General features: G+C 70.0%; 25 protein-coding genes. 4 read left to right on the top strand and 21 right to left on the bottom strand.

The genetic code is table 11. The annotated features are described in order from the left end of the window. Window positions 1-14: 14 nt before the first annotated feature. From pheT to infC, 10 genes are all read right to left on the bottom strand, one after another. Window positions 15-2,525 (bottom strand): phenylalanine--tRNA ligase subunit beta, encoded by a 2,511-nt coding sequence (gene pheT, locus ASE56_RS08910; RefSeq protein ID WP_056227464.1) that lies wholly within the window; start codon window positions 2,523-2,525, stop codon window positions 15-17. After that, the gene (pheS, locus tag ASE56_RS08905; protein ID WP_056227461.1) at window positions 2,525-3,565 is read right to left on the bottom strand and encodes a phenylalanine--tRNA ligase subunit alpha; all 1,041 of its coding nucleotides are present in this window, start codon (window positions 3,563-3,565) and stop codon (window positions 2,525-2,527) included. Before pheS ends, pheT begins: the two co-directional genes overlap by 1 nt. A gap of 55 nt (window positions 3,566-3,620) precedes the next feature. Continuing rightward, window positions 3,621-4,547 (bottom strand): amino acid ABC transporter permease, encoded by a 927-nt coding sequence (locus tag ASE56_RS08900; protein WP_056227459.1) that lies wholly within the window; start codon window positions 4,545-4,547, stop codon window positions 3,621-3,623. Then, window positions 4,544-5,194: an amino acid ABC transporter permease gene (locus ASE56_RS08895; RefSeq protein ID WP_056227456.1), complete on the bottom strand. Its 651-nt coding sequence runs from the start codon at window positions 5,192-5,194 to the stop codon at window positions 4,544-4,546. Before ASE56_RS08895 ends, ASE56_RS08900 begins: the two co-directional genes overlap by 4 nt. 77 nt (window positions 5,195-5,271) lie before the next feature. After that, window positions 5,272-6,192, bottom strand: a complete 921-nt coding sequence (locus ASE56_RS08890; protein ID WP_056227453.1) for a glutamate ABC transporter substrate-binding protein — start codon at window positions 6,190-6,192, stop codon at window positions 5,272-5,274. A 130-nt stretch (window positions 6,193-6,322) separates the two neighbouring features. Continuing rightward, window positions 6,323-7,051: an amino acid ABC transporter ATP-binding protein gene (locus ASE56_RS08885; RefSeq protein WP_176786304.1), complete on the bottom strand. Its 729-nt coding sequence runs from the start codon at window positions 7,049-7,051 to the stop codon at window positions 6,323-6,325. A gap of 105 nt (window positions 7,052-7,156) precedes the next feature. Next, the gene (locus ASE56_RS08880; protein ID WP_056227447.1) at window positions 7,157-7,954 is read right to left on the bottom strand and encodes an RNA methyltransferase; all 798 of its coding nucleotides are present in this window, start codon (window positions 7,952-7,954) and stop codon (window positions 7,157-7,159) included. A gap of 112 nt (window positions 7,955-8,066) precedes the next feature. Further along, the gene (gene rplT / locus ASE56_RS08875) at window positions 8,067-8,450 is read right to left on the bottom strand and encodes a 50S ribosomal protein L20 (RefSeq protein ID WP_056227445.1); all 384 of its coding nucleotides are present in this window, start codon (window positions 8,448-8,450) and stop codon (window positions 8,067-8,069) included. Window positions 8,451-8,479: 29 nt separating this feature from the next. After that, the gene (rpmI, locus tag ASE56_RS08870; RefSeq protein ID WP_013583375.1) at window positions 8,480-8,674 is read right to left on the bottom strand and encodes a 50S ribosomal protein L35; all 195 of its coding nucleotides are present in this window, start codon (window positions 8,672-8,674) and stop codon (window positions 8,480-8,482) included. Window positions 8,675-8,721: 47 nt separating this feature from the next. Next, window positions 8,722-9,366, bottom strand: coding sequence for a translation initiation factor IF-3 (gene infC / locus ASE56_RS08865; RefSeq protein WP_074694251.1), 645 nt, complete (start codon window positions 9,364-9,366; stop codon window positions 8,722-8,724). Between the two features lie 234 nt (window positions 9,367-9,600). On the opposite strand from infC, the gene ASE56_RS08860 reads away from it, so the two are divergent. Then, a complete protein-coding gene (locus tag ASE56_RS08860) occupies window positions 9,601-10,017 on the top strand; it encodes a DUF1844 domain-containing protein (RefSeq protein WP_056228482.1) in 417 nt (138 codons plus the stop codon). A 283-nt stretch (window positions 10,018-10,300) separates the two neighbouring features. On the opposite strand, the gene ASE56_RS08855 is transcribed toward ASE56_RS08860, so the two are convergent. Genes ASE56_RS08855 through ASE56_RS08830 form a run of 6 tightly spaced genes read right to left on the bottom strand, consistent with a single transcriptional unit; the run spans window position 10,301 to window position 14,627 of the window. Then, window positions 10,301-11,101, bottom strand: coding sequence for an SseB family protein (locus ASE56_RS08855; RefSeq protein ID WP_056227442.1), 801 nt, complete (start codon window positions 11,099-11,101; stop codon window positions 10,301-10,303). Beyond that, window positions 11,085-11,831, bottom strand: a complete 747-nt coding sequence (priA, locus tag ASE56_RS08850) for a bifunctional 1-(5-phosphoribosyl)-5-((5-phosphoribosylamino)methylideneamino)imidazole-4-carboxamide isomerase/phosphoribosylanthranilate isomerase PriA (RefSeq protein ID WP_056227439.1) — start codon at window positions 11,829-11,831, stop codon at window positions 11,085-11,087. Before priA ends, ASE56_RS08855 begins: the two co-directional genes overlap by 17 nt. Before the next feature lie 46 nt (window positions 11,832-11,877). Beyond that, window positions 11,878-12,528: an imidazole glycerol phosphate synthase subunit HisH gene (gene hisH / locus ASE56_RS08845; protein WP_056227436.1), complete on the bottom strand. Its 651-nt coding sequence runs from the start codon at window positions 12,526-12,528 to the stop codon at window positions 11,878-11,880. Next, a complete protein-coding gene (gene hisB, locus ASE56_RS08840; protein WP_056227433.1) occupies window positions 12,525-13,139 on the bottom strand; it encodes an imidazoleglycerol-phosphate dehydratase HisB in 615 nt (204 codons plus the stop codon). Before hisB ends, hisH begins: the two co-directional genes overlap by 4 nt. Beyond that, window positions 13,136-14,230, bottom strand: a complete 1,095-nt coding sequence (locus ASE56_RS08835; protein WP_074694247.1) for a histidinol-phosphate transaminase — start codon at window positions 14,228-14,230, stop codon at window positions 13,136-13,138. The genes hisB and ASE56_RS08835 overlap by 4 nt, the downstream gene beginning before the upstream one ends. 46 nt (window positions 14,231-14,276) lie before the next feature. Further along, complete coding sequence (locus tag ASE56_RS08830; protein WP_056227430.1) at window positions 14,277-14,627, bottom strand: LysM peptidoglycan-binding domain-containing protein; 351 nt, start codon at window positions 14,625-14,627, stop codon at window positions 14,277-14,279. A gap of 258 nt (window positions 14,628-14,885) precedes the next feature. Between ASE56_RS08830 and lexA the strand changes: the two genes are divergently transcribed. Both lexA and ASE56_RS08820 read left to right on the top strand, forming a co-directional pair. Then, window positions 14,886-15,575: a transcriptional repressor LexA gene (gene lexA / locus ASE56_RS08825; RefSeq protein ID WP_056227427.1), complete on the top strand. Its 690-nt coding sequence runs from the start codon at window positions 14,886-14,888 to the stop codon at window positions 15,573-15,575. Window positions 15,576-15,697: 122 nt separating this feature from the next. After that, entirely contained in the window at window positions 15,698-17,596 is a 1,899-nt protein-coding gene (locus ASE56_RS08820; protein ID WP_056227424.1) for a prolyl oligopeptidase family serine peptidase, read from the top strand. 59 nt (window positions 17,597-17,655) lie between these two features. Here the strand turns inward: ASE56_RS08820 and hflX are convergent, their stop codons facing one another. Further along, window positions 17,656-19,173, bottom strand: coding sequence for a GTPase HflX (hflX, locus tag ASE56_RS08815; protein WP_056227420.1), 1,518 nt, complete (start codon window positions 19,171-19,173; stop codon window positions 17,656-17,658). An 86-nt stretch (window positions 19,174-19,259) separates the two neighbouring features. On the opposite strand from hflX, the gene ASE56_RS08810 reads away from it, so the two are divergent. After that, entirely contained in the window at window positions 19,260-19,904 is a 645-nt protein-coding gene (locus ASE56_RS08810) for a class I SAM-dependent methyltransferase (protein ID WP_056227417.1), read from the top strand. A gap of 150 nt (window positions 19,905-20,054) precedes the next feature. Here ASE56_RS08810 and dapF read toward each other — a convergent pair whose 3' ends face one another. The 4 genes from dapF to miaB all read right to left on the bottom strand — a co-directional run bounded on the left by dapF (window position 20,055) and on the right by miaB (window position 23,897). Next, window positions 20,055-20,909, bottom strand: coding sequence for a diaminopimelate epimerase (gene dapF, locus ASE56_RS08805; RefSeq protein WP_056227414.1), 855 nt, complete (start codon window positions 20,907-20,909; stop codon window positions 20,055-20,057). 68 nt (window positions 20,910-20,977) lie between these two features. Beyond that, entirely contained in the window at window positions 20,978-21,427 is a 450-nt protein-coding gene (locus ASE56_RS08800) for a GNAT family acetyltransferase (protein ID WP_056227411.1), read from the bottom strand. After that, on the bottom strand, window positions 21,424-22,353 hold the full coding sequence (gene miaA, locus ASE56_RS08795) for a tRNA (adenosine(37)-N6)-dimethylallyltransferase MiaA (protein WP_056227408.1): 930 nt from the start codon (window positions 22,351-22,353) through the stop codon (window positions 21,424-21,426). The genes ASE56_RS08800 and miaA overlap by 4 nt, the downstream gene beginning before the upstream one ends. Further along, window positions 22,350-23,897 (bottom strand): tRNA (N6-isopentenyl adenosine(37)-C2)-methylthiotransferase MiaB, encoded by a 1,548-nt coding sequence (gene miaB / locus ASE56_RS08790; protein WP_056227405.1) that lies wholly within the window; start codon window positions 23,895-23,897, stop codon window positions 22,350-22,352. Before miaB ends, miaA begins: the two co-directional genes overlap by 4 nt. Window positions 23,898-24,056 lie beyond the last annotated feature (159 nt).

Raw genomic sequence — 24,056 nt, 5'->3', positions numbered from 1 at the left:
TCACGCGTGGTCGATCAGTCGCGGATCGCCGCACCGAAACGTTCTGCCGCCACGGCGACACCGGTGAGCTTCGCCTCGGTCGCCTCGGCCGCGGTGAGGGTGCGGTCGTCGGCACGGAACCGCAACGCGAACGTCAGACTCTTCGTGCCCTCTGAGAGACCGGGGCCGCGGTAGTCGTCGACGAGCCGGGCGCCCTCGAGCAGCGGGGCTCCCCCCTCGATCAGCGCGGCGCGCACGGCACCCGCGGCGACGTCGGTCGGAACCGTCAGCGACACGTCCTGCGTGGCGGCGGGGAATCCCGAGAGGGATGCCGCGACCGGGCGCGCCTGCGCCAGCTCGAGCATCGCGTCGAGGTCGAGCTCGGCCACGAGAACGCGTCCGGGCAGGTCCGCCGCGGCCGCGACAGCCGGCAACAGCTCGCCGACGTAGCCGATGTCGGTCCCCGCGGAAAGGACACGGGCCGTGCGCCCCGGGTGGAGCGCCGCACGCTGCGCCTGCACGAGTTCGATGTCGAGCCCGGCGGCGGCGGTCAACACGCGCACGGCGTCCACGGCATCGGCGAGATCCGCCGCAACCGCCGGCTGACCCGGCTGCTTCGCGACCGTGTGACCGGTCAGCAGAACGGCCACGTGACGGCGCTGCGGCGGAATCGACGCGTCGAGGGCCGTGAGGGTCGCGGCATCCGGCCGCACCGCCAGCGGCGGCACCGACGCGGTGCCGTACTGCACGCCCGGCTTCGGGAGGAAGACCGTGCCGGCCTCGAACAGCGCGAGATCGACGATGCCGCGCGAGACGTTGCGATGCGCGACCTGTAGCAGAGCGGGGATCAACGAACGGCGCAGGAACGGAGCGAGTCCGTCGAGCGGGTTCGCGAGCTTCACGCTCGGCAGCGCATCACCCGACGGCGAGCCGTGCAGGGCGTTCTGCTCCTCGGTGGTGAAGGGGAACGACGGCGTCTCGACGAAGCCGGCAGAGGCCAGAGCGTTCGCCACGCGACGGCGCCCCTGCTGCGCGGCGGTGAGCCCGCGGCCCGACGGGGGCGTCGGGAGGACGGACGGGATCCGGTCGTAGCCCTCGATACGCGCCACCTCTTCGGCGAGCGTCCACTTGTCGCTGAGGTCGTGGCGCCACGACGGTGCCGTGACCGCCCAGCCGCCCTCGCGCTCGTCGACCGCGCAGCCGATGAGGCGCAGGGCCGAGACGATCTCGTCGTCGGTGTACTCGACGCCGATCAGCCCGGGGACGAAGCCCGCGGGCAGCATGATCGCCTCGCGGCGGTACGTCGAGCCGAGCGACCCGCCCAGCTCGGTGTCGAGAGTGCCGCCCGCGAGCTCGACCATCAGCGAGGCGACACGCTCGGCCGCCACGTACGGGACGAGCGGGTCGACGCCGCGCTCGAAACGGCGCGAGGCCTCGGAGGGCAGCTTGTGACGACGCGCGGTGCGCGCGATCGAGACCTGGTCGAAGGTGGCCGCCTCGATCAGCACGTTGCGCGTGGCGTCGCTCATCTCGGTGGGGCCGCCGCCCATCACACCGGCGAGTCCGATCGGTCCCGACTCGTCGGTGATCAGGAGGTCTTCGGCGTCGAGGGTGCGCACCTGCCCGTCGAGGGTCTCGAGCTTCTCGCCCTGCTCCGCTCGACGCACCGTGATACCACCCTGCAGGCGGTCGAGGTCGTAGCCGTGGAGGGGCTGCCCGAGCTCAAGCATGACGTAGTTGGTGATGTCGACGAGCACCCCGAGCGAGCGGATGCCGGCAAGCGACAGGCGCGTGATCATCCACGGCGGCGTCGGGCGCGAGGGGTCGACGTCGCGGACGATGCGCGCGACGAACTCGGTGGCGCCGCGGCGGCCGCGGATGGGCGCCTGGTCGGCGACCGTGATCGGGAAGCCCGAGGGCGTGCGCGCCGCGGCCTCGTCGTGGCCGAGGCCCGGGTCGCGGAAGTCCGCTCCCGTCGCGTGCGAGTACTCGCGGGCGACCCCGCGCAGCGACAGGGCGTAGCCGCGGTCGGGGGTGACGTTGATCTCGACCGCGAGGTCGTCCAGACCGAGCAGTGCGATGGCATCCGTTCCGACCGGCGCGTCGATCCCGAGATCGATCAGACGCAGGATGCCGCTGTGCTCGCTGCCCAGGCCCAGCTCTTTCGCCGAGGCGATCATGCCGTCGGACACGTGCCCGTAGGTCTTGCGGGCCGCGATCGGGAAGGGACCGGGCAGCACCGAACCGGGCAGGGTCACCACGACCTTGTCGCCCTCGAAGAAGTTGCCGGCACCGCAGACGATGCCGCGCACTCCCCCGTTCTCGGCGCCGACGTCGACCTGGCACCAGCGGATGGTCTTGCCGTTGGACTGGGGCTCGGGAGTGAACTCCTTCACCTCTCCGACGACGATCGGACCGGACAGCTCGAAGCGGTGCACGTCCTCTTCTTCGAAACCGACCGAGACGAGGGCGGCGAGGACGTCGTCGGGCGTGGCCTCTGCGGGCACGTCGACGTACTCGCGCAACCAGGAGAGCGGGACGCGCATCAGACCACCATTCCGAACTGCTCACTGAAGCGGACATCGCCCTCGGCCATGTCGCGCATGTCTTGCACGTCGCTGCGGAACATGAGCGTGCGCTCGATGCCCATGCCGAAGGCGAAGCCCGAGTACTCCTCGGGGTCGATGCCGGCGGCCCGCAGCACGTTGGGGTTCACCATGCCGCAGCCGCCCCACTCGATCCAGCGCGCCCCGCCCTTGAAGGTGGGGTGCCACAGATCGAGCTCGGCACTCGGCTCGGTGAAGGGGAAGAAGTTGGCGCGGAAGCGCGTCTTGGCCTCAGGCCCGAACAGCACGCGCGCGGCGTGGTCGAGCGTGCCCTTGAGGTGCGCCATCGTGATGTTCTTGTCGATGACCAGACCTTCGAACTGTGTGAAGACCGGCAGGTGCGTCGCGTCGAACTCATCGGTGCGGTACACCCGTCCCGGGCACAGCACGTAGACGGGCAGGTCGCGCTCGAGCATGGAGCGCACCTGCACGGGGCTGGTGTGGGTGCGCAGCACCAGGTGGCGCGCGACCGGGTCGACGAAGAACGTGTCCTGCATCTGGCGCGCGGGGTGATCGACGTCGAAGTTGAGGGCGTCGAAGTTGAACCACTCGTGCTCGAGCTCGGGGCCTTCCGCGATCTCCCAGCCCATGCCGACGAAGATGTCGGACACCTGCTCCTGGAGGAGGGAGATCGGATGCCGTGCCCCGATGCGGGCGCGCTGCGGCAGCGCCGTGACGTCGATGCGCTCGGCCTCGAGTTGCGCGGCGGTCTCGGCCGCGGCCAACTCGCTCTCGCGCGCGGCGAGCGCCTGGTTCACCCGACCGCGCGCCTGTCCGACGAGCTTGCCGAAGGCGGCCTTCTGGTCGGGGGCGACGTTGCGCATCTGGGCGTTCAGCTGAGCGAGGGAGGACTGCTCCCCCGTGTGGGCGGAACGGGCGGACTTGAGCTCGGCCGTGGTCGCGGCGGCGGCGATGGCGGCAAGGGCCTCATCGACCGCGGAGGCGACGGCCTCAGGGGTGATCTCGGGTGCGTCGGACACGAGATGAGAGTCTACCGACGGGCGGGGACACTCCCCCGCCCGTCGGTGCCGTGACTCAGAATCTCGCAGCGCCGCCGTGGGAGTCGAACTTGCCGAGTCCGCGCTGGGCGACGATGAGCTCGGTGTCGGTGCCGGTCTGGCCCGCGGGCTCCGCGGGAGCGACGTTGCCGCCCTTGGGCGAGCGGCGCAGGCCGAGCTCGACGCGGTGCGCGGTGTACGACAGGGCGAGGCACATCGCCACGTAGATGACGCTGGCGATCATCGCGGCGGGGATCAACGGCGATCCGTACTCGCCGTTCGAGCCGAGCAGACGGGCGAAGTACAGCAGTTCGGGGTACGTGATGATGAAGCCGAGCGCGGTGTCCTTCAGCGTCACCACGAGCTGGGCGATGATCACGGGCAGCATGGCGCGGATCGCCTGCGGGAGCAGAATCAGGCGCATCACACCCGACTTGCGCAGACCTACGGCGTAGCCGGCCTCGCTCTGTCCGCGCGGGAGCGCCTCGACGCCGGCACGGATGACCTCGGACAGCACGGAACCGTTGTAGAGGATCAGCGCGATCACGACGGCCCAGTACGACGACATCTTGATGCCGACGACCGGCAGACCGTAGTACAGCAACAGCATGAAGACGAGGACGGGCACGGCGCGGAGAAGCTCGACCACCCAGCCGACCGGGAGGCGGACCCAGCGGTGGTCGGACATCCGGCCGATGGCGAGGATGAAGCCGAGCACGAGGGCCCCGACGGCCGCGACGGCGAACGCCGCGAGGGTTGCGAGCGTCGCTTGGCCGAATCGCTCCCAGATCGCGCTGTAGCTGAAGACGTTCCACTTCGCCGCCGAGAACTGGCCGGTGTCGATGAAGCGCCAGACCACGAAGCCGATGACGGCGACGACGAGGACGAGCGTGATGACGCCGAGGATGCGGTTGCGCAGCTGCGCGCGGGGACCCGGGACGTCGTAGAGGACGGAGGAGCTCATCGGGCGACCTTCCACTTTTTCTCGGCCGCGTTCTGCAGCGCAGCGAGCAGCAGGACCAGGATGACGAAGACCGCCATCACGAGGAGGATGGTGACGAGCTGGTTCTCGCCGTTCTCACTCATCGTCGCTCGGATGTTCCCGAGGTTGACCACCGAGAATCCGGCGGCGACGGTGGTGTTCTTCAGCAGGGCGATGAAGACGCTCATCATCGGGGGGATGACCGAGCGGGTCGCCTGGGGCAGGACCACGAGGGTCATGACCTGGCCGAAGCCGAGGCCGAGCGCGCGAGCCGCCTCCGCCTGGCCGACGGGCACGGTGTTGATGCCCGCGCGCAGGGTCTCGGCCACATAGGTCGCGGTGTAGATGCCGAGGCCGCACACGGCCAGCGTCAAGAAGCTGCCGCGCGGGACGTCGATCAGCAGCGGCACGCAGAACGCGAAGAAGAACAGCACCAGCGTGAGCGGGGTGTTGCGGATCCAGTTCACGTACACCGCGCCGACCGCGCGGGCGATGGGCACGGGCGACACGCGCATGGCCGCCACGATGAAGCCGAGCACGAGCGCGATCAGGCCGCCGCCCAAGAAGAGCACGACCGTCCCCCAGAGCGCCTGCGCCCACAGGTCGGGGTAGTCGAAGATCTGGTTCACCGTACGCTGTCCGTTCTTTCTCGTCGTGCTCGTCGGGTGGTGCGGGCGGCGCGGAGTGCGCCGCCCGCACCGGGAGATCAGCTGACGGGGTCGACCGCCGGCTGCTCGCCCTTGACGCCCGAGGCGCCGAGGTTCTTCTCGAAGATGGCCTCCCAGGTGGAGCCGCCGTCGGTGAACATGGTGTTCACGAACTCCTGGAAGGCGGTGTCACCCTTGGCGATGCCGACGCCGTAGCGCTCCTCGCTGAAAGGCTCGCCCGCGATCTTCAGGTTGTCGGGGTCCTGCGCGGCGTAGCCGAGGAGGATGGCCTCGTCGGTGGTCACCGCGTCGACCTCGCCGTTCTTCAGCTTCTCGACGCACTGCGAGTAGGTGTCGAACTCGACGACCTTGGCCGGAGTCTGCTCGCGGATGCGCTGGATCGGCGTCGAGCCGGTCACCGAGCACACGGTGGTCTCGGCCGTGAGCGAGTCCTTGCCCGTGATCGTGTCGTTGTCGGCGGCGACGAGCAGTCCCTGGCCGGTCACGAAGTAGGGGCCGGCGAAGGAGATCTGGTCCTTGCGCTTGTCGGTGATCGAGTAAGTGCCGACGTAGTAGTCGATGTCGCCGTTGATGATGGCCTGCTCGCGGTTCGCCGAGGCGATGGCCTTGTACTCCACCTTCGAGGTGTCGGCCGGGTCGTAGCCGAGCGAGGCGGCGATCCAGCGCGCGACGTCGACGTCGAAGCCCTTGCGCTCACCCGTCACGGGGTCGAGGTAGCCCAGGCCGGGCTGGTCTTCCTTCACGCCGACGACGATCTTGCCGGCCGAGGTGATCTTCTCGAACGTGGGGCTGCCGTCGATCTTCACGTCGGTGGCCACCGCGCCGTAGACGGGGGCGTCCGAGGCGCTGCCGCCGTCGGAGCCGGGCGCCGCGCCCGGGGTGCCGCTGTTGCAGGCCGTCAGGGCCAGCAGGCCGGCGGCGATGATGCTCGCGCCGGCGAGAAAACGAGTTTTACGCATGTGATGTCTCCTTGGTTACGTGTGCTGTGCGGGAAGGGGTCGTCGGTGACGGCGCGCGCGATCGCCAGCGGTGGGCGATGCTCTCGTCTCGGCTAGGAACCTCCTCGTTCGTCGCCGTCAGGGTCGTGCGTCAGTGCGTGATGAGCTTCGAGAGGAAGTCCTTCGCACGGTCGGATTCGGGGCGCGTGAAGAACTGCTCGGGGGTCGCCTGCTCGACGATCTGCCCGTCGGCCATGAAAACGACGCGGTTCGCGGCCTTGCGGGCGAAGCCCATCTCGTGGGTGACGACGATCATCGTCATGCCGTCCTTGGCGAGGCCGACCATGACGTCGAGCACCTCGTTGATCATCTCGGGGTCGAGAGCCGAGGTCGGCTCGTCGAAGAGCATGACCTTGGGCTTCATCGCCAGCGCGCGGGCGATCGCCACACGCTGCTGCTGACCGCCCGAGAGCTGGGCGGGGAGCTTGTCGGCCTGGTGACCGACGCCCACGCGATCCAGGAGCGCACGCGCCTCTTTCTCGGCATCCGCCTTCTTCATCTTGCGGACCTTGATGGGCCCGAGCGTGACGTTCTCGAGGATCGTCAGGTGCGCGAAGAGGTTGAACGACTGGAACACCATGCCGACGTCGGCACGCAGTTCGGCCAGGCCCTTCCCCTCTTTGGGAAGCTCCTTGCCGTCGATCGTGATCGATCCGCTCGTGATGGTCTCGAGACGGTTGATGGTGCGGCACAGCGTCGACTTGCCGGAACCCGACGGGCCGATCACCACGACGACCTCTCCGCGGTCGACGGTGAGGTCGATGTCTTTCAGAGCCTGGAACTGCCCATAGTGCTTCTGGACGTCGGCGACGACGACCAGGGGCTCGGTCTTCGGGGGAACGGATGCCATGCCTTCACCCTATGAGGATGCTGGGCGCCCGACCACATTCCTGCGCACGCCTTAACCGTTCTGTAACAGCAGGGGTCAGCGCGCGCGCTGCGCGAAAGCCGTCTCGTAGAGGCAGACGCTCGCCGCGGTGGCCAGGTTCAAAGACTCGGCGCGACCGTAGATCGGCAGGCGCAGTGCGAGGTCGGCCTGCGCGAGGGCGGACTCCTCGAGCCCCCGCGCCTCGTTGCCGAACAACCAGGCCGTCGGCTCCGACAGAAGCTCTCGGGATGCCAGGAAGTCGGTGCCCTCGACATCGGCGGCGACGATGCGCAGGCCCGCCTCGTGCGCGCGGGCGACGACATCAGCGAGCTCGAGATCGACCGCGACCGGCAGGTGGAAGAGCGAGCCGGTGGTGGAGCGCACGACCTTCGGGTTGTACGGGTCCACGGTCCGGCCGGTCAGGATCACGGCGTCGGCCCCCGCGGCATCCGCGGCCCTGATGATCGTGCCCAGGTTGCCGGGATCGCGAACCTCTTCGCAGATCGCGATGAGGCGCGGCTCCCCCGCCAGGATGTCCTTCAACGCGGTGGGCGATTGACGAGCCACCGCCACGATGCCCTGGGGCGTCACGGTATCGGCCATGGCGTCGAGCACCGCCTCGGTGGTGATCTGCAGATCGACACCCGCCTGCTCCGCAGCGTCACGCACATCCGTGTGCTTCTCGAGGGCGGACGGGGTCGCGTAGACCTCCAGCACGGTCTCGGGCGCCCACGCGAGCGCCTCGCGAGCGGCCTGCGGACCCTCGAGCAGGAACAGACCTGTCTCTTGGCGGGCAGCGCGCTTACTGAGCTTGGCCACGGCGCGCACCCGCGGCGAACGGGGGTTCTCGAGCACGTCCCCAGTGTATGGCCCCGGAGGAATGCATCCCGGGACGCCGCGCGAACGACCCGCGGGAACGACGAAACGGGCGCCCTCCGGAGAGGACGCCCGTTTCGGAAGACGTGTCTTACGCGGTCTTCGCCGCGTTGACGTCGGTGGGCAGCGCAGCCTTCGCGGTCGCGACGAGCGACGCGAACACGGCGGGCTCGTTCACGGCGAGCTCGGCGAGCATGCGACGGTCCACCTGCACACCCGCGAGGCCGAGGCCCTGGATGAAGCGGTTGTACGTCATGCCGTTGGCGCGCGACGCGGCGTTGATGCGCTGGATCCACAGACGACGGAAGTCGCCCTTGCGCTTGCGACGGTCACGGTACGCGTAGACCAGGGAGTGGGTGACCTGCTCCTTGGCCTTGCGGTACAGGCGCGAACGCTGACCGCGGTAACCGGACGCGCGCTCCAGGATGACGCGACGCTTCTTGTGGGCGTTTACTGCCCGCTTGACTCTAGCCATTTCTCATTCTTCCTAACGTGCGTCGGCGCTCAGAGGCCGAGGAGCTTCTTGGCGACCTTGGAGTCACCCTTGGCCAGGACCTGCTCCTGGTTCAGGCGACGGGTGCGCTTGGAGGCCTTGCCCTCGAGGTTGTGGCGCATGCCGGCCTGCTGCTTCATGAGCTTGCCGCTACCGGTGAGCTTGAAGCGCTTCTTGGCGCCCGAGTGGGTCTTCTGCTTCGGCATCTGTCTTCCTTCGTTGGGGTTCCCGGCGGAGCGGGAGTCGGGGAGCTTTACTCGGCGGACGCCGGGGCAGCTTCGTCTGTGGGTGCCGATTCGCCTCGAGCGGCACTCCGCGCGGCTTCACGGTTCGCCGTGCGCTGCGCGTTCTGCTCGGTCTTGACCTCGGACTTGTTCTTGTGAGGAGCGACCACCATCACCATGTTGCGGCCGTCAATCGTGGGGTTCGACTCGACGGTGCCGAACTCGGCGACGTCTTCGGCGAACTTGCGAAGCAGACGGACACCCTGCTCGGGACGCGACTGCTCGCGACCGCGGAACAGGATCATGGCCTTCACCTTGTCGCCCGCCTGGAGGAATCCCTCGGCGCGCTTGAGCTTGGTGATGTAGTCGTGAGCCTCGATCTTCAGACGGAACCGGACCTCTTTGAGGACGGTGTTCGCCTGGTTACGACGCGTCTCTTTGGCCTTCTGAGCGGCCTCGTACTTGAACTTGCCGTAATCCATGATCTTGACCACGGGCGGCTTCGAGCTCGGCGCGACCTCGACCAAGTCGAGGTCCGCTTCCTGGGCCAGGCGCAGCGCAGCTTCGATTCGGACGATGCCGACCTGCTCGCCGTTGGGTCCGACGAGACGGACCTCCGGGACTCGGATGCGCTCGTTGGTGCGGGGATCGCTGATGCGGAACTCCTCTTTCATACGGGTGGTGGCCGCCGCGATCCGTCGGAATCGCGGGCGAAGAGGAGACACGCCACCCGGCACAGTGCTTTCGGCACCGGCTTCTGCACCCAGGCAACCCCGTGCGAAACGGAGCGGAGTGCGGGAACCCGGTAGCCTGGAGCGGCAAGCGCGGGTGGGATGTGATCCTCTTTCGTACGGAGTGAAACACTCCGAAGCCCGCCATAGTCTAGCAGAGAGATTCACGTGGACACGATCCCCTCCGACCAGCCCGCCGACGACCAGGGCGCACACCGCCACGGAGCCGAAGACGAGCGCCTCGCCCGCTGGGAGGAGCAGGAGCGCGCCGCATCCTCCGCCACCCGCGACATCGCCGATGTCCCCGCCGTCGAAGTCATCACCACCGCGGCCGTCCACCTCATGAGCGCCGCCGCCGTGAAGACCGGACTCGCCGACGACCCCGGCCAGCAGCTCGACCTCGACGAGGCCCGCAAACTCATCAACGCCCTCGCCGGACTCATCACCGCCGGAGCGCCCGAGATCAGCGACATGCACGCGCGCTCCCTGCGCGACGGCCTCCGCTCGCTGCAGCTGGCCTTCCGCGAGGCGTCGACGATTCAGGATCCGATCGGTAAGGGGCCGGGCGAGAAGTGGACGGGTCCCGTCACGTAATTCTGTCGTTCTGGGGTGGTCCCGGGCTCCGGAATGCCCCCTCCCGCCGCAGCTCACATCCTCCGTGACACCCATAGGGGTATGAGCGGGGCTCCTGGCCCGATTGGCTTGGGGAAGGGGCACCCCTTCGTCCGGTGCCGCAGGCCACCTGTTCCGTGATACCCGTGGGGGCGTGAGCGGGGCCCGTGCGGCATGAGGACAGGGGACGCCATGCGAACAGGCGCTTGGCGGGCGGATCGGCCTGTTCTCGACGCGCCGTCCTGTTCTGGTGACGGCGCCGCGATCAGGCCTCCGTGCTGCGGTGGAGCTTGACCGTCAGGGAGTCGACGAGGACGGCGATGCGATCGTCCGCCGACCAGCGCCGGGCGAGGCGCGCCAGCGTGGCATCCAATTCCTCTTGCTCGAGGCCCGACATGAGCTGCAGGTGCACGACGAGCTCGGGTCCGCGCAGACGACCGGTGGGGTCGCCCGACTCGACGGCCAGATCGAGGACCGCCAGCTCTCCGGCGATGCTCTCTTGCAGGCCGGTGAAGATCGACGGCGACGTGTGGGCGGGCTCCCAGGTCTCGCTCTGCGCGATCGCCCACACGGCAGGGCGGCGGATCACGAACTCCGTCTCGGACGCGGGATCGATGACGATGAGCTCGGTGTCCTCCGAGGCCGCCGCCAGTGCCGTGCGGCGCCCGTCGGCCGGCACCGGTCGTGCGGCGGCATCCCACGTCTGCAGCGCCGTGACCGACGTGAAGACCGGGAGCACTTTGCGACCGTCGGGAGCGGCGACCGTCACGATCGACAACTCCTGGGTCTTGTCGACCTCGAGGCCGTGCGCTCCGACGCCGTGGTCGCCCTTCTCGGCGACGAGCGGGATCAGCAGACGCGCATCGCGATAGGCGTCGACGATGGCGCGGGCGTCCCCCTCGCCCGCGCGGAAGGCCAGGAGCGCGGCCAGCAGCGCGGGGTCGGCCGAACCGTCGTCACCCGAATGCGGGTTCGCCTGGAAGCTGCGGCCCTCCCACGGAACCCCCGCCGAATCCGCGTGGGCTCCGTGGGCGTGGTCGTGCGGACCGTCAGTGTCCGGCGACATCCAGCGCCTCGGCCAGGGTGAACTGGCCCGCGTAGAGCGCCTTGCCGACGATCGCGCCCTCGACACCCAGCGGAACGAGGTCTCGCAGAGCCGCGATGTCGTCGAGGCTCGAGACGCCGCCGGAAGCGACGATCGGCTTGGGGGTGCGCTGCGTCATCTCGCGCAGCAGCTCGATGTTGGGGCCGCGCAGCGTGCCGTCCTTCGTGACGTCGGTGACGACGTAGCGGCTGCAGCCGGCGTCCTCGAGTCGGTCGAGCACGGTCCACAGGTCGCCGCCCTCGCGGGTCCACCCGCGGGCCGCGAGGGTCGTTCCGCGCACGTCCAGACCCACAGCGATCGCCTCGCCGTAGCGGTTGATGACGTCGGCGGCCCACTCGGGGTTCTCGAGGGCCGCGGTGCCGAGGTTGATGCGGCTCGCGCCGCTCTCGAGGGCGGCCTCGAGCGAACGATCGTCGCGGATGCCGCCCGAGAGCTCGACCTGCACGCCCTTGACCTGCTTGATGACCTTGCGCATGACGCTCGCGTTGCTGCCGCGCCCGAAGGCCGCGTCGAGGTCCACGAGGTGGATCCACTGAGCGCCCTGGCGGGCGAAGTCGGCGGCGGCGTCGACGGGGTCGCCGTAGCTGGTCTCGGTACCGGCCTCACCCTGGGTCAGACGGACGGCCTTGCCGTCGGCGACGTCGACCGCGGGAAGCAGCACAAGTTCGGGCGTGGACGCGAAATCGTTCATGGCTCCTCGCACCCTTCGGCGCATCTCGCCGAGCCGGGGCACGAGGTCACACAGTAGTCGTGCGCAGGCCGTCGATCCAATTGGACAGGAGCCGGATGCCGGCTTCGCCCGACTTCTCCGGGTGGAACTGAGTGGCCGAGAGCGGACCGTTCTCGACCGCGGCGATGAACGGCGAGCCGTAGGTGCACCACGTGACCGAGGGCTGCGGGAACGGCGGAGTCACCTCGAGCGACCAGTCCTGCGCCGCGTACGAGTGCACGAAGTAGAAGCGCTCGTTCTCGATGCCGTCGAACAGGCGAGATCCCTCACCCGCGCTCACCGTGTTCCAGCCCATGTGCGGCAGGACCGGCGCCTCGAGTTCGGCGACGGTTCCGGGCCACTCCCCCAGACCCGTGGTGTCGGTGCCGCGCTCGATGCCGCGCTCGAACATGACCTGCATGCCCACGCAGATGCCGAGCACCGGCCGGCCGCCCGCCAGACGACGGTCGATGATCTCGCCGCCACGGCTGTCGTTCAGGGCCCCCATGACCGCGCCGAACGCCCCGACACCGGGGACCAGCAGCCCGTCGGCGTCGAGAAGCAGACCGCGGTCGGAGGTGAGGCGCGCATCGGCGCCGGCTTCGACGAGCGCCTTGACGGCTGAGTGGACGTTGCCCGAGCCGTAGTCGAAGACCGCGACGACGGGTTTGCGCGTCACAGCGCGCCCTTGGTGCTCGGAATCCCGTCGACGAGCGGGTCGAGGGCCTTCGCCTGTCGGAACGCGCGGGCGAGCGCCTTGTACTCGGCCTCTGCGATGTGGTGGGGGTCGCGTCCGCCCAGGACGCGCACGTGAACCGTGAGGCCGGCGTGGATTGAGATCGCCTCGAACGAGTGACGCACGAGCGAACCGGTGAAGTGACCGCCGATCAGGTGGTGCTCGAAGCCCGCGGGCTCGCCGGTGTGCACGAGGTAGGGACGACCGCTGATGTCGACCACGGCCTGCGCGAGGGCCTCGTCGAGCGGCACGAGCGCGTCTCCGTAACGGGCGATGCCGGACTTGTCGCCGAGCGCCTGACGAATGGCCTGCCCGAGCACGATTGAGGTGTCCTCGACCGTGTGGTGGGCGTCGATGTGCGTGTCGCCTGTGGAGCGGGCCCGCAGGTCGGTCAGCGAGTGCTTCGCGAACGCGGTGAGCATGTGGTCGAAGAACGGCACGCTCGTCGAGATGTCGCTGACGCCACGGCCGTCGAGGTCGAGCTCGAGCTCGACGCGGGACTCGCTCGTCTCCCGCGTGATCGATGCGGTGCGGGGCGAGGCGGGGCCGGTCATGATCGCGATCCTACCGAGGCCAGCGCGTCGAGGAACGCGGTGGTCTCGTCGGCCGTGCCCGCGGTCACCCGCAGGTGGTGGGCGATGCCAACGTCGCGGATGAGGACGCCGCGGTCGTAGAGCGCCTTCCATGTCGCCGCCGGGTCTTCGACGCCCCCGAACAACACGAAGTTGGTCCACGACTCGTGCGCCGTGTACCCCAGCGCCGACACCGTCGCCGAGATCCGGTCGCGCTGAGCGACGATCTCGTCGACCATCGACAGCATTGTCTCGGCGTGGCTCAGCGCGGCGGTGGCGGCCGCCTGGGTGAGAGCGCTCAGGTGGTAGGGCAGGCGCACCAGACGCAGGGCGTCGACCAGCGCGGGATCGGCCGCGAGATAGCCGACGCGGGCACCGGCGAAGGCGAAGGCCTTGCTCATCGTGCGCGAGACGACCAGACGAGGGCGGTCGGGCAGCAGCGAGACGGCCGAGGGCTCGTCGCGCGGAGCGAACTCCTCGTAAGCCTCGTCGACGATCACGATCCCGTCCGTGGCGTCGTAGACCGCTTCGACGACATCGAGGCGCAGCGGAGTGCCGGTGGGGTTGTTCGGGGCGCAGAGGAACACGATGTCGGGTCGCTGTTCGCGCACCTGCGCGGCCGCCGACTCGGGAGACAGCGAGAAGTCGTGCTCTCTCTCACCCGCGATCCAGCGGGCCCCCGTGGCCCGCGTGAGGATCGGGTACATCGAATACGTGGGCGCGAAGCCCATCGCCGTCCGGCCGGGACCGCCGAACGCCTGCAGGATGTGCTGAAGGACCTCGTTCGAGCCGTTCGCCGCCCAGATCTGGTCGGGGTTGAGGCCGTGGCCGAGGTAGCCGGCGAAGGCCTCGCGCAGACCGGTGAACTCCCGGTCCGGGTAGCGGTTGACGTCGCGGAGCGCCCGGGCGACGGCATCCAGAATGTCGTCTGCAACCTCGGGCGGAACGGGATGCGTGTTCTCGTTCACGTTGAGCGCCACGGGCAGTGCTGCCTGGGGAGCTCCGTACGGGGTCATGCCCCGCAGATCGTCGCGAAGAGGAAGGTCGTCGAGGCGTACGGTCACCTCACCCATCGTAGGCGTCGAGAACGGTCGAGGCGCGCGAGCGGGGGGTCTGCGCTCAGGCCGCGGGAGCGTACTCGGCGGGGATCGCGATGCGCTGTCCCGCCGAGACGGAGCCGCCGGGCAGGGCGTTGAGACGCGCGATCTCGGCGACGACATCACGCGGGTCGGCGGACGGCGCGACGTCTTCGGCGATGGACCAGAGGGTTTCGCCGCTCATGACGGTGATCTCGGTGAACGAGCCGGCGGGAGCGCCCGCGTCGCCGGAGGCGAGTGCGGATCCGCCGCCGACGATCGCCACGGCGAGCACGGCGACGATGGGGAGGGAGACGAGGAACGCCACGACGCGACGACCGCGCGCGGTGATGCGCAGGCGGGTGGACGGGGCGGTGAGGGCGATGCTGCTCATAATGTGCTCCTTGGTGGGGAGAGATTCGCACCCCGCCCTCGGCCGGGAGGACGGTGGTGCGAATCTGTATTCCGAATCTATCTTCGAACCTGTTCGAATGTCAACACCTCGTGTATCGGAGACGAATCGAACGCGACACGCGCGAGGCTCCGTGTCATTCGGGTCGTCGACCGGATACGGTTTCGACACGGAGACCTCATCACCAACCTCCGACATTCGAATTTCCGCCGTGATTTCCGCGGCGCGAGGGGAGCACAGATGACCGACGCGACGACCGCCGCCGGGCGCGAGCGGCCGCAGACCCGGCGGCGGAAGAACCTCAGCGACAAGCAGCTGGCGATCCTCGAAGTGATCCAGCGTTCGATCGCGCGGCACGGCTACCCGCCGAGCATGCGCGAGATCGGCGACGCGGTCGGGCTCAAGTCGCTCTCGAGCGTCACGCATCAGCTGAACCAGCTGGAGCTCAGCGGCTACCTGCGTCGCGACCCGGGAAAGACGCGTGCGATGGAGGTCCTCATCGACCTGCCCGGCGCCGCCGCCGAGAATCCCGCCGACGCCGCCCCCGCCCTGGGCGACGCCGCCCTGGTGCCACTGGTGGGTCGCATCGCCGCCGGAGTGCCGATCACCGCCGATCAGCAGGTGGAGGAGATCTTCCCCCTCCCCCGTCAGCTCGTGGGCAAGGGCGACCTGTTCATGCTCAAAGTGTCGGGCGAGTCGATGATCGACGCGGCCATCTGCGACGGCGACTGGGTCGTCATCCGTTCTCAGGCGACCGCCGAGAACGGCGAGATCGTCGCCGCGATGCTCGACGGCGAGGCGACGGTGAAGACGTTCCGACGCCGTGACGGTCACACCTGGCTGCTCCCCCGCAACAGCGCGTTCGAGCCGATTCTCGGCGACGAGGCCGTCGTCCTCGGTCGCGTCGTCGCGGTGCTGCGCACCGTCTGACGCGCACGGCTCGAGGCCGGATGTCCACCGAGGGGTGGCATCCGGCTTCTTCCGTTCCGTCGCGAAAGCCGCGACGACCGCGCACCCGGGCGGATGTCGGAGGCCCTGCCTAGGGTGGAGTCATGGCTGACACCCTCCCCTACGGTTCCTGGCCCTCCCCGATCACGCCCGAGTCCGTCGCGCAGTCATCGCCGCGCGTCGACGGGGCCCGACTCGTGGGCGACGAGATCTGGTGGGGCGAATCCGTCCCGCACGAGGCGGGTCGCGTCGCGGTGAAGCGTCGCCGCACGGACGGCTCGGTCGAGACGGTGCTCCCGGCCCCCGCCAACGCCCGATCCGCCGTGCACGAGTACGGCGGAGGCGCCTGGACGGCGTCCGACGACGGCGAGCTGTACTACGTCGAGAAGAGCGACCAGCGCGTGTACGCGCTCCGCCCGGGCGAGACCGCGCGCCCCCTCACTCCCGCCGACGACGCCGTCCGTCACGGCGGCCTGAGGTGGGAGCACGGCGTCCTCCTCGCCATCCGCGAGACCCACGGCTCCTCCCGCGTCCCCGACCGCGCGATCGTGCGCATCCCCCTCGAGGGGCCGGTCGAGGTGCTCGCCGAGGGAAGCGACTTCCTGGCGCAGCCCGCCCTCTCCTCCGACGGCCGCCGCCTGGCGTGGGTCGCGTGGAACCACCCCGACATGCCCTGGGACGCCACGAGCCTCCGCGTGGCCGACCTCGAGACGGGCTCCGTTCGCGACATCGCCGGCGGAGAGCGCCGTGCGCCCCTGCAACCCGTCTGGATCGCCGACGACGAGCTGCTCTACGCCGACGACCCCGACGGTCGCTGGAACCTCTTCCGCCGGCCTCTCGACGGAGACGCCCAACCCCTCGCCCCCGCCGACGCCGACACCGGCGGAGGTCTCTGGGTCCTCGGCACGCGGTGGTTCGGGGCCGCCGCCGACGGTCGCGTCATCGCGGTCCGCACGAACGGCTCCGACGAGGTCGTCGAGATCGCCCCGAGCGGCGTGCGCCCGGTCGACGTCCCTGTCGTCGCGGGAGCCGCGATCGACGACGTCCGCGGCACACGCGCCCTCGTCTCGGGTTCCGATGCGGGCGGACGCGCGGGCCTGTGGCTCGTCGACCTCGAATCCGGCGCGGTCGAGCTCGTCACGGGCGGCGCCGGCTCGTGGGGAGACGAATGGATGCCGGCAGCCCGCGCCCTGTCCACCGACGGCCCGCACGGGCCGGTGCACGCCTTCGCGTACGCCCCCACCAGCCCCGACGTCACCCCGGTTGCGGGCGAGCGCCCGCCCTACGTGGTCCTCGTGCACGGCGGACCGACCTCGCACGTGGGTCCCGCCCCCTCCGCGAAGACCGCCTTCTTCACCAGTCGAGGCATCGGCGTGCTCGACGTCAACTACGGCGGGTCCACGGGATACGGCCGCGCCTACCGCGATCGGCTGAAGGGGCAGTGGGGTGTCGTCGACGTCGACGACGTCGCGGCCGCGGCATCCGCCCTGGCGGAGGCGGGCCTGGCCGATCCCGAGCGCCTCGCCATCGCGGGGGGCTCGGCGGGCGGCTGGACCGTCCTGGCCGCGGTGACGCGTACCGACGTGTTCTCGGCGGGCATCTCGCGCTACGGCGTCGGAGACGCCCGCGCCCTCGCCGAGGACACCCATGACTTCGAGGCCCGCTACCTCGACGGACTCATCGGACCACTCCCCGAGGCCGAGCCGGTCTACATCGAGCGCTCGCCCCTGGGCCGCCCCGATCTCTTCCGCGTGCCCCTGCTCATCCTCCAGGGCGCCGAGGACCGCGTGGTCCCGCCGTCGCAGGCTGAGGCCATCCGCGACGCCCTGGCCGCGCACGGCGTGCCCCACGCCTACGTGCTCTACGAGGGCGAAGGCCACGGGTTTCGACGGTCCGAGACGGTGATCGACTCCCTCCAACGCGAACTCGGCTTCCTCGGCGCGGTCTTCGGATTCGACACCCCCGGCATCCCTCCGCTCGCGCTCGAGGGCGAGAAGGGCTGACCGCCGAACCTCGTGAGGGCCCCACCGACCGGCAGGTCGACGGGGCCCTCACGAGGGTTTCAGGCTCCGAACGGTGCGAGCTCGGCCGCGAGACGAGCGCCCACGTGCGCGTGCAGGAACGTCCCGCTCTCGCGGTGCTCCTGCGCGACGATGAGCCCGCTCTCGTGCACGGCCGACACGAGGTCGCCGCGGTCGTACGGGACGACGGCCTGCACCTCGACGGCCGGCAGGGGCAGTGCGTCCTCGATCGCTGCACGCAGCTCGTCGATGCCCTCGCCCGTACGGGACGACACGAACTTCGCATTGGGGGCGAGACCCCGCAGGACGAGGCGGTCGTCTTCGCCGACGAGGTCGGCCTTGTTGAAGACGACGATCTCCTGACCGAAGTTCGCATCGACGTCGCCCATCACGTCGCGCACCGTCATGAGCTGCGCGGCCGGATCGGGGTGCGAGGCGTCGACGACGTGCAGGATGACGTCGGCGTCGCCGACCTCCTCGAGCGTCGACCGGAACGCCTCGACCAGCTGGTGCGGAAGGTTCCGCACGAAGCCGACGGTGTCGGTCAGCGTGTAGACGCGGCCGTCACTGGTCTCGGAGCGGCGGACCGTGGCATCCAGGGTCGCGAAGAGCGCGTTCTCGACGAGCACCCCGGCGCTGGTTAGGCGGTTCAACAGGCTCGACTTGCCGGCGTTCGTGTACCCGGCGATGGCCACCGACGGGATCGTGTGACGTTTGCGCTCGGCCCGCTTCGCCTCACGGGCGGGGGCGAAGTCGCGCAGCTGCTTGCGCAACAGCGCCATCTTGGTGCGGATGCGACGACGGTCGAGCTCGATCTTCGTCTCACCGGGACCGCGCGAGCCCATACCGGCACCGCCGGCACCGACCTGGCCACCGGCCTGACGCGACATCGAGTCACCCCACCCGCGCAGACGCGGGAGGAGGTATTCGAGCTGCGCGAGTTCGACCTGCGCCTTGCCCTCGCGGCTCTTGGCGTGCTGGCTGAAGATGTCGAGGATCACCGTGGTTCGGTCGATCACCTTGACCTTGACGACGTCCTCCAGCGCACGGCGCTGGCTGGGAGCGAGTTCGGTGTCGGCGATCACCGTGTCGGCGCCGACCGCGGCGACGATGTCGCGCAGCTCGGCGGCCTTGCCGCGACCGACGTAGGTCGCGGGGTCGGGGTGCGGGCGCCGCTGCAGCACGCCGTCGAGCACGACGGCACCGGCCGTCTCGGCAAGGGCCGACAGCTCGCGCAGCGAGTTCTCGGCATCCGCCTGCTCCCCCTGCGGGTGCACGCCGACGAGGACGACGTTCTCGAGGCGCAACTGTCGGTACTCGACCTCGGTGACGTCCTCGAGCTCGGTGGACAGGCCCGCGACGCGGCGCAGCGCCGCGCGTTCTTCGCGGTCCCACTGATCGCCGTCGGCGTCGCCGCCGTACGCGGTCGTGGCGTCCTGCAGAGCCTGTGCCGCACCGAAGACCCGGACCCCGCGGTGCGCTTCGGCGCGCGAGAGCACGCGGTCCACCGGATCCACCGGAGACGCGTCCGTGCTCGGGGGTGTGGTCTGTTCGGTCATGTGTTCCTTTCGTCGCGGCAGTTTCCGCGTGTTCTGGCACTTTATCCGGCCCAGCACCCAGGGGGCCGGTCCGATATCCTGACGTGATGGGGAGCGAGCACTACTTCAGCGCGTCGCCGTCGAGTCCCGAGCAGCTCCGCCACCTTCGCGTGACGCTGGCCGGTCGCGAGCTCGAGGTGGTCACGGCCGGCGGCGTCTTCAGTCCCGACCACGTGGATGCCGGCACCTCGGTGCTGCTCGCGAACACCCCGCCCCCTCCCGCCGGTGGGAACTTCCTCGACCTGGGGTGCGGGTGGGGTCCGATCTCGCTGTCGCTGGCGCTCGCGTCACCGCACGCGACCGTGTGGGCGGTCGACGTCAACGAGCGTGCTCTCGATCTCGTGAGGCGGAACGCGGAGTCCCTCGGCCTCACCAACATCAACGCCGTGCGTCCGGAGGATGTTCCCGAGGACGTCACCTTCCGCACCATCCGCTCGAACCCGCCCATCCGCGTCGGCAAGTCCGAGCTGCACGGCATGCTGCAGCACTGGATCCCCCGCCTGTCGGAACGCAGTGACGGGTGGTTCGTCGTCCAGCGCAACCTCGGTTCGGACTCCCTGCAGCGCTGGCTCGCCGCCACGTTCCCCGAGGGGTACAGCGTGCAGCGTGCCGCCACCGGTCGGGGATTCCGCGTGCTGCGGGTGCGCAAGCACGGCTCGCCGCCGAGCGAGCTGATCGACGTCGTCTCCTGAGACGCACCCGGCACGGGGACTCCGGATGCCGGCATCGCCCGCCCGACGCGAGATCGCGCGCTCGTGTGGGTGCTGATCGCGGTCCGCTGAAGAGGGCCTACCCCGGTCCGCCGGCGGCAACCGACGGTCCGTCCCCGCTCTGCGCCCTCGTCAGGCGAGTGCGACCTCGCCGGTGAACACCAGCGAGGCAGGGCCCGAAAGGTGGACCCGGCCATCGGTGACGCGCACGCCCAGCGTGCCGCCCGGAGTGTCGACGACCCAGGAGTCGGGGGCGGCGGCGCCCGCCCAATGGCGAACGGCCAGGGCCGCTGCCGCCACTCCGGTCCCGCAACTCAGTGTCTCGCCCACGCCGCGTTCGAACACGCGCAGGCGGATCGCTCCGACGCCGTCGCGCACGAGCGGGTCGGCGGGGACGACGAACTCGACGTTCGCGCCGTGACGCGGCGCCGGGTCGAGCACCGGCTGATAGGCGAGATCGAGGCCCTCGAGCTCGGCGTCGGACGACAGCGCGACCACGACGTGCGGGTTGCCCACGTCGACGCCGACGCCGGGACGGGCGACCGGCAGGCCCTTCGCGCGCACGAGCGTCTCGCCGGGCTCGATCGCGAATTCGCCCAGACCGACCTCGTAGCCGCGATCGCTGCGTGTCAGCGTCTTGATGCCCGCGCGCGTGCCGATGCGCAAACCTCCCTCGAGCGAGGCGAGTCCGGTGTCGCTCAGGTAGCGCGCGAAGACCCGCGTTCCGTTGCCGCACATCTCGGCCTTCGAACCGTCGGCGTTGCGGTAGTCCATGAACCACTCGGCCCCGGATGCCGCGGCATCCGCCCCCTCGTCGATGGCGCGCGAGCGCACCACGCGCAGCAGTCCGTCGGCGCCGATGCCGAAGTGGCGGTCGCACAGGGCGGAGATTTGTGCGTCGGAGAGGTCGAGCTCGCCGTCGGGGTCGGCGATCACCACGAAGTCGTTGCCGGTTCCGTGGCCCTTGGTGAACGGGAGAGTCGCCATGCGTCGAGTCTACGGTCGGGTGGCAGCGAGACTCGCGGTGCGAGTGCATCCGCGACTGACGATCCCGCTCACGCCGAGGACGAAGGGCCTCCGGGCCCGTCGACGATGAGCCGGCGGCCGGTCGCCCAGGTGTCGAAGGGCTCGTACCCGAGCTCGTCGTAGAAGCCCCGCGCGCCGGTGTTGTCGGGACGCACCATGAGCTGCACCTTGGGGCAGCCCATCGCCTCGAGCAGGCGCTCGGCCTCCGCCACCAGGCGACGCCCGATCCCCTGCCCGCGGTGCGAGGCGGCGGTCGCGAGGTAGTACAGCCAGCCGCGGTGGCCGTCGTAGCCCGCCATGACGCTGCCGACCACCCGCTCCCCCTCGACTGCGACGAGGAACAGCTCCGGCTGCACGGTGAGCTTGCGCCGGATATCGGCGCGCGGGTCGTTCCACGGGCGCGTGAGGCCCGCCTCCTCCCAGAGGGCGACGACGGCGTCCTCATCGTCGAGCGCGAAGGCGCGGATGTCGACCGTCATGGGCGTTCCTCCGATCGGGATGCCAGGATGCCGGCATCCACCGTCCGTGCGTCGACCCACTCGGCCTCGGCGTAGCGCCGGAACCACGACACCTGGCGGCGCGCGTAGCGGCGCGTGAGGGCCTGGGTCTCGGCGATCGCCTCGTCGCGGGTGACCTCGCCGCGGAGCTGCTTCAGCGCCTGCGCGTACCCGATCGCGCGACCGGCGGTGACGCCGCACTCGAGCCCGGCCGGGATCAGGGCCTCGACCTCGGCGACGAGCCCCGCGGCCCACATCCCCTCCACGCGGGCATCCAGAAGGTCGACGAGCTCGGCTCGCTCGATCGCGGTGGCGATGATCCGAGTCCGCGGATGCCAGAGCTCCGGCGCCTCGGGAAGAGCACCGCCGTGCGTCTCACCGCCCTGCGCCAATATCTCGAGCGCGCGCACGACGCGACGCCCGTTGCGCGGATCGATGCGCTCAGCGGCATCCGGATCCTCTTCCCGCAGGCGCGCGTAGAGCGCACCCGGTCCGCGCTCGTCGAGCTCGCGTTCGAGCGCGGCGCGCAGAGCCTCGTCGCGCGGCGGGAAGCGGAAGTCCCACAGCACGCTCGAAACGTACAGCCCCGACCCGCCGACGAGGATCGCGTCGGCGCCGCGACCGTTGATCTCGCGGATCGCCGCGCGCGCGGCATCCTGATACCAGGCCACCGCGGCCTCGTCGGTCACCGCGAGCGCGTCGAAGAGATGGTGCGGGATGCCGCGCCGCTCACCCTCGGGAAGCTTGGCCGTCCCGATGTCCATGCCGCGGTAGAGCTGCATGGCGTCGGCGTTGACGATCTCGGCGGGCCGGCCCCGCGCGGACAGGGCTTCGGCGAGGTCGAGCGACAGACCCGTCTTGCCGGTGCCGGTGGCGCCGACGACGGCCCAGAGGGCCGGGCCGGTCACACGCCGACGCGCAGGGTGGGCAGGCCGAGAGAGACCGCGCGCGGAGCACCGGACTCGCCCGCCGGAGCGGGCACGCCGCACGACTCCGCCTGCGAACGGTCCCACGCGTCGCCCGCGCGGGTGCGGCGGATGCGCAGCGGAGCCCCGTCGGGTGCGTCGGCGAGCAGGTGGAAGGGAGCCGCGTGGGTCACGGTGACCGAGACCACGTCGCCCGGGCGCGGGACAGCCGAATCCTTCGGCAGTTCGAAGTGCACGAGGCGGTTGTCTTCGGCGCGACCGGTGAGGCGGTGCGTCTCGGCGTCCTTCTTGCCCTCGCCCGCGGAGACGAGGACCTCGAGTGTGCGACCGAGCTGCTTCTGGTTCTCTTCCGCCGCGATCCGATCCTGCAGAGCGGTCAGTCGCTCGTAGCGCTCCTGCACGACGGCCTTGGGCACCTGGTCGGCCATCGTCGCCGCGGGAGTCCCCTCGCGGATCGAGTACTGGAACGTGAAGGCGCTCGAGAAACGCGAGGCCTCGACGACGCGCAGCGTCTCTTGGAAGTCCTCCTCGGTCTCACCGGGGAAGCCGACGATGATGTCGGTGGTGATCGCGGCGTTCGGGATGCGCGCGCGCACCCGATCCAGGATGCCGAGGAACTTCTCGCTGCGGTACGAGCGGCGCATCGCCTTGAGGATGCGGTCGGAGCCCGACTGCAGCGGCATGTGCAGCTGGGGCATGACGGCCGGGGTCTCGGCCATCGCGGCGATCACGTCATCGGTGAAGGCGGCGGGGTGGGGACTCGTGAAGCGGATGCGCTCGAGCCCCTCGATCTCGCCCGCGGCGCGCAGCAGTTTGCCGAAGGCGAGGCGGTCACCGAACTCGACGCCGTACGAGTTGACGTTCTGACCGAGAAGGGTGACCTCGATCGCCCCGTCGTCGACGAGCAGGCGGATCTCGTTCAGGATGTCGCCGGGGCGGCGGTCCTTCTCTTTGCCGCGCAGGCTCGGCACGATGCAGAACGTGCACGTGTTGTTGCAGCCGACCGAGATCGAGACCCAGCCGCTGTGGACGGAGTCGCGCTTGGTCGGGAGGGTGGAGGGGAAGATCTCGAGCGACTCGAGGATCTCCAGTTCGGCCTCGCCGTTGTGGCGCGCGCGCTCGAGCATGCCGGGAAGCGAGCCCATGTTGTGCGTGCCGAACACCACGTCGACCCAGGGGGCCTTCTGCTGGACGGCCTCCTTGTCCATCTGCGCCAGGCAGCCGCCGACGGCGATCTGCATGCCCGCGCGCGCGTCCTTGCGCGACTTGAGGTGGCCGAGCGTTCCGTAGAGCTTGCCGGCGGCGTTGTCGCGCACGGCGCACGTGTTGATCACGACGACATCGGCTTCGGTGCCGGCATCGGCCCGGACGTACCCGGCGCTCTCGAGCGAGCCCGACAGGCGCTCGGAATCGTGCACGTTCATCTGGCACCCGAAGGTGCGCACTTCATAGGTGCGAGGCCCTGCGGCGCCCCGCGCGGCGGCGGACGGCGCGATCAGGGTCGGGGTCGAAACGGGGGTGGTCATGATGCGAGCAAGTCTAAACGCCGCCCTTGCGTCGACCGACGGGGCGCTGAAATGCTCGGTCCGCATGGCGCGCACCTTTTGACGCATTATGGGTCAAAGGGTGCGCAAATCGGCTGATCGAGTGCGCCCCATGTCGGTATTTTGGGGGACACGTCACCG

The organism is Microbacterium sp. Leaf203 (assembly GCF_001421275.1).
In the GTDB taxonomy this organism is placed as follows: domain Bacteria; phylum Actinomycetota; class Actinomycetes; order Actinomycetales; family Microbacteriaceae; genus Microbacterium; species Microbacterium testaceum_A.
The sequence above is the reverse complement of the archived record's forward strand: the minus strand, read 5'-3'. Positions and strand labels throughout refer to the sequence as shown.